Raw genomic sequence first — 12,941 nt, 5'->3', positions numbered from 1 at the left:
CCTGCCCGCGTCCCAGCCGTCCGCGCGTCCTGCCCGCGTCCCGTCCTAGCCCTGTCCGAGTCCCGTCCGAGTCCCGTCCGAGTCCCTTCCGAGGAGGTCACCGTGGAGTTCGGGTTCACACCGCAGGACGAGGTGTTCCGCGCGCGGGCGCGCGGCTGGCTCGCCGCGCACGCCGACGACGCCCAGGACCGCCGCACCTGGGAGCGCACCCTCGGCAAGGCGGGCTGGATCGGCCTCGGCTGGAACGAGGACGGCTACGGCAACCGCACCGCCACCCTCACCCAACAGGTCGCCTGGGCCGAGGAGTACGCCCGCTCGGGCGCACCCCCGCGCTCCGGGCACATCGGCGAGAACCTCCTCGCCCCCACCCTCCTCGCCCACGGCACCGACGAGCAGCGGTCCCGCTTCCTCCCCCCGATCGCCGCAGGCGACGAACTCTGGTGCCAGGGCTACAGCGAACCCGGCGCCGGCTCCGACCTGGCCGGCGTGCGCACCACGGCCGAGCGCGAGCCGGCGGGGACGTACTACCGGATCACGGGCCAGAAGATCTGGACGTCGCTCGCTCACGAGGCGGACTGGTGCTTCGTGCTGGCCCGCACCGAGCCCGGCTCGCGCCGGCACCACGGCCTGAGCTTCCTGCTCGTGCCCATGGACCAGCCGGGCCGCGTCGAGGTCCGCCCGATCCGCCAGCTGACCGGCACGAGCGAGTTCAACGAGGTGTTCTTCGACGGGGCACGCGCGCGCGTGCAGCACGTCGTCGGCGGCGAGGGCCGGGGCTGGCGGGTCGCCATGAGCCTGCTCGGCTTCGAGCGGGGCGTGTCGACCCTCGCCCAGCAGATCGGGTTCGCCGCGGAGCTGGGGCGCGTGCTGCGCGCGGCCGTGGAGACGGGCGCGGTGACCGATCCCGTCGTACGCGACCGGCTGGTGCGCCAGTGGGCCGAGCTGCGCACCATGCGCTGGAACGCCCTGCGCACGCTGGGGCGTTCCGGCGACCCGGGGGCGCCGAGCGTGGCCAAGCTGCTGTGGGCGGGCTGGCACCAGCGCCTCGGGGAGCTGGCGATGCTGGTGCGCGGCCCGGCGGCGGCCGTCGGCCCGGCCGGCTGGTCGCCCACGAATCCGTACGAACTCGACGCTCTCCAGCATCTGTTCCTGTTCTCCCGGGCCGACACGATCTACGGCGGCTCGGACCAGATCCAGCGCACGATCATCGCCGAGCGCGTGCTCGGCCTGCCCAGGGAGCCCAAGGGAGACGTGTGATGCGAGGCGTGATCTTCGACGGGAAGCAGGTCCGGGTCGTGGACGACCTGGCGGTACGGGACCCCGGTCCCGGTGAGGTGCTCGTGGCCGTCTCCGCGGCGGGCCTGTGCCACAGCGACCTGTCCGTGGTGGACGGGACCATCCCGTTCCCCGTGCCGGTGGTGCTGGGGCACGAGGGCGCGGGCGTCGTGGAGGCGGTGGGCGCGGGTGTCACCCATGTCGCGCCCGGCGACCACGTGGCCCTCTCGACGCTCGCGAACTGCGGTACGTGCGCGGAGTGCGACCGGGGCCGGCCGACGATGTGCCGGCAGGCGATCGGGCGGCCCGGGCGGCCGTTCTCCGAGGACGGCCGCCCGGTGTACCAGTTCGCCGCCAACTCGGCGTTCGCCGAGCGGACCGTGGTGAAGGCCGTGCAGGCCGTCCGTATCCCGAAGGACATCCCGATGCCGTCCGCCGCCCTGATCGGGTGCGGGGTGCTGACCGGACTGGGCGCGGTCCTCAACCGCGCGCGCGTGGACCGCGGGGACAGCGTGCTGGTGATCGGCACGGGCGGGATCGGCCTCAACGTCATCCAGGGCGCCCGGATCGCGGGCGCGCTGCGGATCGTGGCGGTGGACGCGAACCCCGACAAGGAGGCCGTGGCCCGGCAGTTCGGCGCGACCGACTTCCTGACCTCCACGAAGGGCGTGAAGGACGTGCTGCCGACCGGCGCGGACCACGCCTTCGAGTGCGTCGGCCGGGTCGAGCTGATCCGCGAGGCGATCGACCTGCTGGACCGGCACGGCCAGGCGGTCCTGCTCGGTGTGCCCCCGGCGACGGCGGAGGCGTCCTTCCGGGTCTCCACCCTCTTCCTGGACAAGGCGATCCTCGGCTGCCGCTACGGCTCCTCCCGCCCCCAGCGCGACATCGCGCTCTACGCCGAGCTGTACCGGCAGGGCCGACTGCTGCTGGACGAACTGGTGACGGCGACCTACCCGGTCGAGGACTTCGAGAAGGCGCGGGCCGACGCCGCGGCGGGGCGGGTGGCGAGGGGCGTGCTGACCTTCTGACCCGCGGTCGGGCGCGATGCTCACCCGCGCCCTGTCCCTGCGCGAGGCGCTGCGGCCGGGCGCCCTGGCCGTGGGTTACTCCGTCATGTACGCGGCGGCCGGGGCGGGTGACGCGGGGACGGCCTCACTGGCCGGCGCCCCGCTGAAGGCGGAGGCGCCGTCCATGGCCGTCCTGGCCGCGGTGGGCCTGACCCTGTTGCTGACCGGGCTCGGCCGGTGGGGCGAGCTGCGACGCGCGCGCCGGTCGGCGCCGGGCGCCGACGACGCCGTGCCGCTCGTCGTCACCGACCGGGCCGCTCCCGACCCGGAACGTCCGCCGATACGCCGTGGGGGTGACCCCGAGAGCCGCCTGTAGGTGCTGCCGCATCGACTGGGCCGTGCCGAAGCCCGCGTCCCGGGCCACCTGGTCGACGGAGAGATCGGTGGACTCCAGCAGGTGCCGGGCCCGTTCGACGCGCTGCCGGGTGAGCCACTGGCCCGGGCTGACGCCGACCTCCTCGCGGAAGCGGCGGGTGAAGCTGCGTACGGACAGGGACTCCTGGGCGGCCATGTCACGCAGTTGGAGCGGCTCGTGGAGGCGGCCGAGGGCCCAGGCGCGGGCCGCGGCCGTGCCGGCCACCTGCGGGTCGGGCACGGGCCGGTCGATGTACTGCGCCTGCCCGCCGTCCCGGTGCGGCGGTACGACGGTGTGGCGGGCCACCTCGTTGGCGACGGCGGTGCCGTGGTCGCGGCGGACGATGTGCAGGCACAGGTCGATCCCGGCCGCGACGCCCGCCGAGGTCAGCACGTCGCCGTCGTCGATGAACAGCACGCCCGCGTCGATCCTGATCCGGGGGAAGAGGCGCTGGAAGTGCTCGGCGTCGGCCCAGTGCGTGGTCGCCGGGCGGCCGTCGAGGTGGCCGGCCGCGGCCAGCACGTACACCCCGGTGCAGATGGAGGCGAGCCGGGTGCCGGGCCGGATGTGCGCGAGCGCGGCGGCCAGTTCGTCGGTCAGCACGCCCTTCTCGAAGACCGGACCGAGCTCGTACGACGCCGGGACGAGGACCGTGTCGGCGGTGGCCAGGGCTTCCGGGCCGTGGGCGACCTGGACGGCGAAGTCGGCGTCGGTCTGCACCGGGCCCGGCGGCCGGACGGAGCAGGTGACGACCTCGTACAGAGGGCGCCCCTCGGCGTCCTTCGGACGGCCGAAGATCCGGTGCGGGATGCCCAGTTCGAAGGGGAGGACCCCGTCGAGGGCGAGCACGACGACGCGGTGGGGACGGAGCGCACGCTCACGGGTCATGGCCCGATCCTAACGAATGCTGTCCTTCGGGCCACTCGTTCCGGATGCTTCGGTAGCGCAAGCTCTATGTCGTGCCCCAGACAACCGCAGCCGCAGCCGCCGGGACAAAAGCCCCGTCCATCCACCGGCCCCGTATCCACCGCGCCTGGTTCGTCGCCGCGGTCACCTTCGTCACGATCATCGGCGCGGCGGCCTTCCGCTCCCTGCCCGGCCTGCTCATCGACCCGCTGCACCAGGACTTCGGCTGGTCGCGCGGCACGGTCGGCGCCGCCGTCTCCGTCAACCTCGCCCTGTACGGGCTCACCGCGCCCTTCGCCGCCGCGCTGATGGACCGCTTCGGCATCCGGCGGGTGGTCGCGGTCGCCCTGACGGTGATAGCGATCGGCTCCGGACTGACGGTGTGGATGACCGCGGCCTGGCAGCTGCTGCTGTGCTGGGGGCTGCTGGTGGGCCTCGGTTCGGGTTCGATGGCGCTGGCGTTCGCGGCGACGGTCACCAACCGCTGGTTCACCACCCGCAGGGGTCTGGTGACCGGCATCCTGACCGCGGCCTCGGCCTCCGGCCAGCTGATCTTCCTGCCGCTGTTGTCCTGGATCGTGGAGCGGCACGACTGGCGCCCGGCGGCCGTCACGGTGGCCCTCGCGGCGCTCGCGGTGGTCCCCTTCGTCTGGCTGCTGCTGCGGGACCATCCGGCGGACGTGGGACAGAAGCCTTACGGGTCCGAGGAGTTCGTGCCGAAGCCCGAGCCGGTGCCCGGTGCCGCCCGCCGGGCCGTGACCGTCCTGTTCTCGGCGGTCCGTACCGGCCCCTTCTGGCTGCTGGCCGGCACCTTCGCGATCTGCGGCGCCTCGACCAACGGCCTGATCCAGACCCACTTCGTGCCCGCCGCGCACGACCACGACATGCCCATCACGGCGGCGGCCTCGCTGCTGGCGGTCATCGGCGTGTTCGACGTGGTCGGCACGGTCGCCTCGGGCTGGTTCACCGACCGCTTCGAACCGCGCCGCCTGCTGGCCGTGTACTACGCGCTGCGGGGCGTCTCGCTCCTCTTCCTGCCGATGCTGCTGGCGTCCAGCGTGCACCCCCCGATGATCTTCTTCATCGTCTTCTACGGCCTCGACTGGGTCGCCACAGTGCCGCCCACCCTGGCGCTGTGCCGGGAGCAGTACGGCGACGACAGCGCCATCGTCTTCGGCTGGGTCCTCGCCTCCCACCAGGTCGGCGCCGCGCTCGTCGCCTTCCTGGGCGGGGTCGTCCGGGACGTCTTCGGTTCGTACGACATGGTCTGGTACGCGGCGGGCGCGCTGTGCGCGGCGGCGGCGCTGATGGCGCTGGTGATCAGGCGGCGGCCGGTGCCGGCGACGATGACGCCGGTGGTGCCCGCCTGACGGTCAGCGGTCCTCGCGGAGCCGCGCGAAGCGCCCCCGGTGGAAGACGAGCGGGGCACCGTCGCCCTCGTCCGCGCCGAGGGCGTCCACCCGTCCCACCACGATGAGGTGGTCGCCGCCGGTGTGCACGGCGTGGACGGTGCAGTCGATCCAGGCGAGGGCCCCGGTCAGGCGTGGCGCCCCGGAGACCGGGGCCGGTTCGTGCCCGACCCCCGCGAACTTGTCCGCGCCGCTGACCGCGAAGGCGCGGCACAGCTCGCCCTGGCGTTCGGCCAGGACGTTGACGCAGAAGACGCCGGCCCGTGCGATGCGCGGCCAGGTCGTCGACGTACGGCCGACCATGAACGCGACGAGGGGCGGGTCCAGGGAGAGCGAGGAGAAGGACTGGCAGGCGAAGCCGGCGGGGGAGTGCTCGCCGTCGGCGGGCGGTGCCGTCACGACGGTGACGCCCGTGGCGAAGGTCCCCAGCACCCGCCGGAACTCGCCCTGGTCCAGCGGCGCCCGCTCGTCCTCGCCGACACACCGCAGCTCGGGGCGCGGCAGCGGCTCGACGGGTACCGGCGACGGAGCCCCGGCCGACCTGAGGTAACGGACGGCGGCTGCCGCCATCCCTGCGTGTCCCATCACGTTCACCATTGAAACTGACGGAGCGTCAGATAGGAAGGGGTGTGCCGGACGCCGGGCCGCCCGGGCGTCAGCGGCCCCCGAACTCCGGCGCGCGCCGCTCGACGAAGCTCCGCACGCCCTCCCGCGCGTCCGCCGTCCCCATGTTGATCTCCTGTGCGGCGGCCTCCGCGGCGAAGGCGGTGGCGCGGTCGGACTCGAGCGAGGCGTTGACGAGCTGTTTGGTGAGGGCGAGGGCGCGGGTCGGTCCGGTGGCGAGGCGCTCCGCCCACGCGCGGGCCGTCCGGGCCAGCTCGGCGTCCGGGACGACCCGGTTGACCAGGCCCAGACGCTCGGCGTCCGGCGCGGTGAGGGCGTCGCCGAAGAACATCAGCTCCTTGGCCCGCCGGGGGCCGACCAGCCGGGGGAGGAGATAGGCCCCGCCGCCGTCGGGGACCAGTCCGCGCCGCACGAACACCTCGATGAACCGGGCGGACTCCGCTGCCAGCACGAGGTCGCAGGCGAGGGCGAGATGGGCGCCTAGGCCGGCCGCCGTGCCGTTCACGGCGGCGATCACCGGCTTCTCGCAGTCGAGCACGGCGGCGACCAGTCGCTGGGCGCCGAGGCGCAGGGTACGGGCGACGTCCCCGGCGACCCGTTCCCCGGCCGTCGGACCGGCCCGCAGGTCCGCGCCCGAGCAGAAGCCGCGGCCCGTCCCCGTGATGACCACCGCCCGCACGTCCGGGTCGCCGGAGGCCTCGAAGAGCAGCCCGATGATGCGTTCCCGCTGGTCAGGGGTGAGGGCGTTGAGGGCTTCGGGACGGTTGAGGGTGATGTGGGAGACCTGGTTGTCAGTGGTGTGCCGTATCCATGACTCAGCGGACTTTCCGCTCCCATGGGAGGAATCAGGGGAACCGGAGGAGGCAGGGGAACCGGAAGGGCCAGGGGAATCGGGGGAATCAGCCGTGTTCATCTCAGCGACACACCGCCAACGCGTCCAACGCCACGGCCCCTTGCCCTCTGGGCAGCACCATCAGGGGATTGATGTCGAGTTCGGCGAGCTCGTCCCCGAGCTCCAGCGCCAGCCGCTGCACCCGCAGCACGACCTCGACGAGGGCGTCGACATCGGCCGGGGGACGGCCGCGCACCCCGTCGAGCAGTGCCCGGCCGCGGAGTTCGGTCAGCATGGTCCTGGCCTGATCCTCGCCGAAGGGCGGCACGCGCACCGCCGAGTCCCGCAGCACCTCGACCAGCACACCGCCCAGGCCCACGGTCACGGTCGGCCCGAACAGGTCGTCGTGGGTGACGCCGACGACCATCTCGACGCCCCGCTCGACCATCTGGCACACCAGGACGCCGTCCAGCGAGACGTCCTCGTAGCGGGCGATCTCCGTCAGCTCGCGGTAGGCGTCGCGGACCTGGCTGGCCGAGGTCAGGCCGATCTTCACCAGGCCCAGTTCGGTCTTGTGGGCGATCTGCGCACCGGACGCCTTCATCACCACGGGGTAGCCGACGAGCCCCGCCGCGCGCACCGCCGCCGCCGCGCTGGTCACCAGCTGCTCGCGCGGCACGCGGATGCCGTAGGCGCGCAGCAGCTGCTTCGCCGCGTGCTCGCTCAGCTGCCGGCCCGGCCGCATCAGGGCCTGCGCCTTGCGGAAGGAAGGGGAGGTGGCGCGGGGCGCCTCGTCGAAGGGGGAGCGGTAGCCGCGTACGAAGCGGTGGTGGTCGAGGTGGGCGCGGACGGCCGCGAGACAGTTGCCGACGGTGCGGAAGGTGGCCACGCGCGAGGAGCCGAGCAGCACCTCGCGGTAGGCCGGTTCGGTGCCGACCGGCGACCCCCACACCACGCACACCAGCTTGTCCGTCCGCTCGGCCGCGTCCACCAGGTCCTGGACCAGCCGGTCGCTCAGGGGCGGGAAGGGGCCGGTGATCGGGCAGATCAGGACCCCGACCTCCGGGTCGTCGAGAAGCGCGTCGATGATCTTCCGGCCGCGCTCGTCGCCGACCGGGTGGCCGCCGTTGTCCACCGGGTTGGCCACGCTCAGGTACTCGGGTATCCACTGGTGCAGTTCGGCCTGTTTGGCGTCCGACAGCACGGGCAACCGCAGGCCCGCCCCGGTCGCCAGGTCGGCCACGTGCGCGCCCGTGCCGCCCGAGATCGAACAGACGACGACCCCGTCGGCGAGCGGGGCGCGGGCGCGGGCCAGCAGGGCCGCGGTGTCCTGGAGCTGGTCCAGGCCGTCCACCCGGATCACGCCGAACTGCCGCATCGCCGCGTCCACCACCGCGTCCGCGCCGGTCAGCTTGCCGGTGTGGGAGGCGGCGGTGCGGGCGCCGGTCTCGGTGCGGCCCACCTTGACCGCGACGACCGGTACGCCGCGCCGGGCGGCCCGGTCGGCGGCCAGCAGGAAGGAGCGGCCGTCCTTCAGCCCCTCGACATAGCAGGCGATGGCACCGACCTCCGGCAGCTCGGCGAAGTAGGAGAGGAAGTCCGCGGTCTCCAGATCGGCCTCGTTCCCGGTGGGCGCCCAGTGGGAGAGCCGGATGCCGAGCTCCTGGAGGGCGAAGACCGGACGGCCCTGGTGACCGGACTGGGTGATGAGGGCGATCGCCGGTCCGTCGAGGTCGTCGCGGAACCGCTCGAAGGCGTTGAGGTTGGTGTTCGGCCCGAGCAGCCGTATCCCGGAGCGGGCGACGGCGGCCGAGAGCCGGGCCTGGGCGAGCGCGCCCCGCGCACCGGTCTCCGCGAACCCGGAGGCGAACGCCACCGCGAACCGCGCCTTGGCCTCGGCGAGTTCCTCGACCACGGGCAGCGGATCGGCGACCAGCAGCGCGGCGAGGTCGACCTGCTCTGGCAGGTCGGCGACGGACGGGAGGCAGGGGATGCCGAAGACCGACGCGCGGGTGGGGTGGACGGGGTACAGCCGTGCCCCCACCCGCTCGGCCCAGCCCAGCAACTGCCGGGTGATACCGGTGTGGGGCCGCCCCTCGGCGTCCGAGGCGCCGATCACGGCGACGGACTCGGGCCGGAAGAGCCGGTCCAGGTCGGGGACGTCGGCGTACAGCGGACGGCCGCTGACGTCGAGGTCGTCCACGTCGGCCGGGCGGCCGTGGACGGCCGGCGCCGGGGGCTCGCCGCAGGCGATGACGCGGGCCCGGCGGGAGTCGGTGGTGAGGGTGCCGTGGGTTGATCCAAGCATCGGTCCGCCCGCTCCTGTGTGACAGCTCCAATAACTGACGCACTGTCAGATTACTGAACTGACGTTCCGTCAGGAACTGTTGTGCACGCAAAGAACCCACGGACGGACCGGAGGAGCCAGGGACGAGGCCCGCAGGCGCCATGGATGGCGCCCGAGAACGGCCTCGGAGCCGGCCCGGAGGGCGACTGCTCGGGGTGGCTCGGAGGTGGCCTCGGGGGAGGGACCCGGAGGCGACTGCTCGGGGTGGCCCGGAGGTGGACGGCCCCGAGGCGGCCCCGGAGGAGGCCTGGAGGTGGCCCGAAGCAGGGCCGGATCCGGCCCGGATCCGGCCGGATGTGCCCCGAGGGAGAGGGGGCGTCCGGGGCCGGGGGGTCAGCTCGGGAGGCGGGACACCTGGCCCGACCCGTCGCCCGCGACGGCCTTCGCGATCTTCTCCGCGTCGATCGCGAGCTCGCGGAACATGCCGCTGATCGGGTTGGTGAAGCCGGTGAAGTACAGGCCGGGTGCGTTGCGCGGGGTGCGGGCGCCGTGGACGACCGGCCTGCCACGGGCGTCGAGCACGTCGAGGTGGCCGACCAGGCCTTCGAGGGCGCGGACGTAGCCCGTGGCGGCGACGACGGTGTCCGGCGAGACCCGGCTGCCGTCGGCGAGGAGGACCTTGTCGTCCTCGAATCCCTCGACCGCGGCCACGACCTCGACCTGCCCCCTGCGCACGGCGTCGATGAGGCCGACGTCCTGGACCGGGATCGCCCCCGCGGTGACCCGGCTGTAGAGGCCGGTGTCGGGGCGGGGCAGTCCGTGGGCCGACAGATCCGGCACGCTCAGCTTCGCCATCGGCCGGGCCAGCCGGTCGACGAGCCGGACCGGCAGGCGCCGTACCAGCACGCCCGTGTACTGGGCGGCCCACCCGGCCGTCGAACGGCGCACGATGTGCGGGGCCGTGCGGACGGACAGCCGCACCCGCGACGCCCCGCCCTCCGCCAGGTCCACGGCGATCTCCGCGCCGGTGTTGCCGACTCCGACGACGAGGACGTCCTGGTCGGCGAAGGGCCGCGCGTTGCGGTAGTCGCCGGCGTGCAGCAGTTCGCCGGTGTACGTCTCGCGGCCCGGCCAGTCGGGCAGGCGGGGCGTGTGGTTGAAGCCGGTGGCGACGACCACCGCGGCGCCGGTCAGTTCCCGGCCGCCGGTGGCGTGCAGCAGCCAGCCGGTGCCGTCGGGCGAACGCTCGACGCGGGAGACCTCGACTCCGGTGACGATCTCCAGCGCGTGACGCTCTGCGTACTTCTCCAGGTAGCGCACCACGTTGTCGCGGGACACCCAGCGCCCGAACCGGCGCGGCATCGGCAGACCCGGCAGCGCGGACAGGCGGCGGGTGGTGTGCAGGTGGAGCCGGTCGTAGTGGCGCCGCCAGGACGCCCCGACGCGGTCGGACTTCTCCAGGACGACGGCGCGGACGCCGCGGGCGCGCAGCGCGTGGGCGACGGCCAGACCACCCGGGCCGCCACCGATGACGTACACGGGACGGTCGGCGGGGACCGCCGTGGAGGGCGCGGGCGGGGTGGAGTCGGTGGAGTCGCTGGAGTCGGCCATGTGCGCGAGCGTAATCACGCAGGGGTTTGATGGGTCTCGGTCAAGACCGGAATTGGTTGCGGATTGATTACGCCTGGAGGAACGCCGAGTGGGACGGGTGACGTAGGCCGCCCAACCCGCGGGCGCGGTGAACGAAGTGAACGAGTCGGGCGCGGTGGGAGTGTGGTGGGGAGCGGTGTGGGCGAAGGCCCGCGGCGCCGGCCCCAGGTGCGTGCGGGTCGGGCGCCGCGGGAAAGCGGCGCCCGATCGGACAGACGGGAAGATCTGACGCCGCGTCCAGGGGATGCGGGGCTACGGGTATACGCGAACACGGGGACGCGGGGCTGCGCGAACACGGGGACACGGGAACGGGCGGGGGAACGGTCCGCTCCCCGTCGGCTGCTTGCCGCGTCCTCGGCCCGAACCCGCCAGCTTGGCGGGCCGCTTGATGAACTCGCCCGGGTCGGCGTGTGAGCCGTGGCCCTCGTCCCGGTAGGAGAGGTGGCTGACGCCGTCGCCGAGCCCGTTCGCCGCGGCGGCGAGGTTGGCGGAGACCGTGAGCGGGGTGCCGGAGGCGGACCTTCCCGCCGATCCGCGGGGTGCCGGCGTCTTGCGAAAGCATCGGCCGTCCGCTGAACTGACATACCGTCAGATGAGTCGGGAGCGGCTCGAAGGGAGGTGGGTCCGGGGACATGGACACGATCTGGCTCAGCGGGGCGGAGTGGCTGGCGGTGCTGCGGATCGGGCTCGGTCTGTGGTGGCTGGAGAGCTGGCGGCACAAGGACCGAAAGGACTGGTTCGAGCACGGCACCGGGATCGCGTGGGCGGCCGGCGTCGCGGCCAAGCACCGGTGGGGCGCGGTGCGTTCCGGCTTCGAGACCGTGGTCGCCGCCAGGCCGCGCACGATGGCGTACGTCGTCGTCTACGCGGAACTCGCCCTCGGCCTGGGCCTGATCGCGGGTTTTCTGACCCCCGTGGCCCTGGTCGGCGGACTGCTGCTCAACGCCCTCTACTTCGTCCTCATGATCCACGACTGGGCCGAGCAGGGGCAGAACTCGATGATGGGACTCATCTCGGTGGTGGGCCTGTTCGGGATGTGCTGGCAGACGTGGTCGCTGGACGACGCGCTCGGCTGGTTCCGGTGAGCGGCGACGTCCCGCGGTACGACCTCCCCGAACCGGACGGCTTCACGCGCGTCTACTGGGACGCGGCCGCCCGACGGCGCCTGCTGGTGCGCCGCTGCGGGGCGTGCGCGCGGGCCCACCACTACCCCCGCGAGTTCTGCCCGCACTGCTGGAGCGACGACGTGACCTGGCAGGAGGCGAGCGGCCGGGCCACGCTCTACACCTGGTCGGTCGTCCACCGTAACGACCTGCCGCCGTTCGGCGGGCGCACCCCGTACGTCGCCGCGGTCGTCGACCTCGCCGAGGGCCCGCGGATGATGACCGAGGTCGTGGAGTGCACGCCGGGCGACCTACGGGCGGGGACGGAGCTGGAGGTCACGTTCCGGTCCGGGGTACCGGTGTTCCGGCCGAGCGGCCCGGGCACCGGTTGAATCCTGGCGGCCTGGCGGCCTGGCGGCCTGGCGGCCTGGCGGCCTGGCGGCCTGGCGGCCTGGGGGCGGGATGGCCTGGTGGCCCGCTGGCCTGGTGGCCCGGTGGCGGGATGGCGCGGTGGACGGGTGCCTGGATGGCCGGATGGCCGGACGGCCGTCAGCACCCGGACGGTCGTCAACGCTCGGACGGTCGTCAACGCTCGGACGGTCGTCAGCGCCCGGCGGCCGGGAACTCGTCGGAACCCGACGTGTCGAGGGTCCATCGAGGCCACTGCCCCCAGGGCCCGTTAAGGAGCTGCCGACACCCCGTCCCACGGGCTTCAATGGCCCCATGGCCCCCAGTAGCGAGCACCCCCTCGGCTCCCCCTTCCCCGAACTCGACGGCCACGGACTGCGGCTGAGCCACTGGCGCGCGGACTCCGACGCCGACGCGGCGGCCTGGTTGCGCGGCATCTCCGACCCGGAGTTCCGGCGCTGGAACACCCCGCTCAACCCCGTCACGGACCTCGACAGTGCCCGGAGCTCGCTGCGGGCCAAGGCGGAGTACGCGGCGGACGGCACCAGCGTGAACTTCCGCATCGCGGACGCGGCGAGCGGTACGACATTGGGGCACCTCGGCGTCAACATGATCAACCCCGCGCTCCGCTCCGCCCGGGTCGGCTACTGGGTCCTGCCCGAGGCCCGCGGCCGGGGCGTGGCCACCCGCGCCCTCGCCCTCGCCGTCCACTGGGCCCACGCCGACCTCGGCCTGCACCGGCTGGAGCTCGGCCACGCCCTGGGCCACGACGCCTCCTGCCGGATCGCCGAGCGGTGCGGCTTCCGCTACGAGGGCACGCTGCGGGGCGAGATGTTCGAGGCGGGCCGCCACGACGCGTTCCGCGACGCGCACCTGCACGCCCGGCTGTCGACCGACCCGGCGGCGGAACTGCCGTGACCGGCCCCACCTGGCGCTACGCCCACGGCGTGCACGCCTTCCTCGACCGCGCCGGATCCTTCCTGACCGCACGGCCCGCCCCCGGGTCGCGCTCGGCCGTCGCG

General features: G+C 73.8%; 11 protein-coding genes. 6 read left to right on the top strand and 5 right to left on the bottom strand.

Annotated elements, in window-relative coordinates; genetic code table 11:
* Window positions 1-102 precede the first annotated feature (102 nt).
* Window positions 103-1,257: an acyl-CoA dehydrogenase family protein gene (locus ACFV0T_RS17490; RefSeq protein WP_385779393.1), complete on the top strand. Its 1,155-nt coding sequence runs from the start codon at window positions 103-105 to the stop codon at window positions 1,255-1,257.
* Window positions 1,257-2,306, top strand: coding sequence for a Zn-dependent alcohol dehydrogenase (locus ACFV0T_RS17485; protein ID WP_385779391.1), 1,050 nt, complete (start codon window positions 1,257-1,259; stop codon window positions 2,304-2,306). Before ACFV0T_RS17490 ends, ACFV0T_RS17485 begins: the two co-directional genes overlap by 1 nt.
* A gap of 124 nt (window positions 2,307-2,430) precedes the next feature.
* Here ACFV0T_RS17485 and ACFV0T_RS17480 read toward each other — a convergent pair whose 3' ends face one another.
* Entirely contained in the window at window positions 2,431-3,588 is a 1,158-nt protein-coding gene (locus tag ACFV0T_RS17480; RefSeq protein WP_385779389.1) for a GlxA family transcriptional regulator, read from the bottom strand.
* Window positions 3,589-3,659: 71 nt separating this feature from the next.
* Between ACFV0T_RS17480 and ACFV0T_RS17475 the strand changes: the two genes are divergently transcribed.
* A complete protein-coding gene (locus ACFV0T_RS17475; protein ID WP_385779387.1) occupies window positions 3,660-4,976 on the top strand; it encodes an MFS transporter in 1,317 nt (438 codons plus the stop codon).
* Between the two features lie 3 nt (window positions 4,977-4,979).
* Here ACFV0T_RS17475 and ACFV0T_RS17470 read toward each other — a convergent pair whose 3' ends face one another.
* From ACFV0T_RS17470 to ACFV0T_RS17455, 4 genes are all read right to left on the bottom strand, one after another.
* Window positions 4,980-5,600, bottom strand: coding sequence for a flavin reductase family protein (locus tag ACFV0T_RS17470; protein WP_385779385.1), 621 nt, complete (start codon window positions 5,598-5,600; stop codon window positions 4,980-4,982).
* Window positions 5,601-5,670: 70 nt separating this feature from the next.
* Window positions 5,671-6,552 carry an enoyl-CoA hydratase/isomerase family protein gene (locus ACFV0T_RS17465; protein ID WP_385779383.1) on the bottom strand — a complete coding sequence of 294 codons (882 nt, stop codon included), beginning with the start codon at window positions 6,550-6,552 and terminating at the stop codon, window positions 5,671-5,673.
* A 1-nt stretch (window position 6,553) separates the two neighbouring features.
* Window positions 6,554-8,779 carry an acetate--CoA ligase family protein gene (locus ACFV0T_RS17460; protein WP_385779381.1) on the bottom strand — a complete coding sequence of 742 codons (2,226 nt, stop codon included), beginning with the start codon at window positions 8,777-8,779 and terminating at the stop codon, window positions 6,554-6,556.
* A gap of 372 nt (window positions 8,780-9,151) precedes the next feature.
* On the bottom strand, window positions 9,152-10,369 hold the full coding sequence (locus tag ACFV0T_RS17455) for a flavin-containing monooxygenase (protein ID WP_385779379.1): 1,218 nt from the start codon (window positions 10,367-10,369) through the stop codon (window positions 9,152-9,154).
* 671 nt (window positions 10,370-11,040) lie between these two features.
* Here ACFV0T_RS17455 and ACFV0T_RS17450 point away from each other — a divergent pair.
* From ACFV0T_RS17450 to ACFV0T_RS17440, 3 genes are all read left to right on the top strand, one after another.
* The gene (locus tag ACFV0T_RS17450; RefSeq protein ID WP_385779377.1) at window positions 11,041-11,493 is read left to right on the top strand and encodes a DoxX family protein; all 453 of its coding nucleotides are present in this window, start codon (window positions 11,041-11,043) and stop codon (window positions 11,491-11,493) included.
* Window positions 11,481-11,903 carry a Zn-ribbon domain-containing OB-fold protein gene (locus tag ACFV0T_RS17445; protein ID WP_385779600.1) on the top strand — a complete coding sequence of 141 codons (423 nt, stop codon included), beginning with the start codon at window positions 11,481-11,483 and terminating at the stop codon, window positions 11,901-11,903. The genes ACFV0T_RS17450 and ACFV0T_RS17445 overlap by 13 nt, the downstream gene beginning before the upstream one ends.
* 331 nt (window positions 11,904-12,234) lie before the next feature.
* Window positions 12,235-12,837: a GNAT family N-acetyltransferase gene (locus tag ACFV0T_RS17440; protein ID WP_385779375.1), complete on the top strand. Its 603-nt coding sequence runs from the start codon at window positions 12,235-12,237 to the stop codon at window positions 12,835-12,837.
* The last annotated feature ends 104 nt before the right edge of the window (window positions 12,838-12,941 follow it).

Origin of the sequence: Streptomyces sp. NPDC059582 (assembly GCF_042735715.1) — a bacterium.
Classification (GTDB): domain Bacteria; phylum Actinomycetota; class Actinomycetes; order Streptomycetales; family Streptomycetaceae; genus Streptomyces.
Note: the sequence above shows the minus strand (reverse complement) of the source record. Positions and strands in the feature narration are given on the sequence as shown.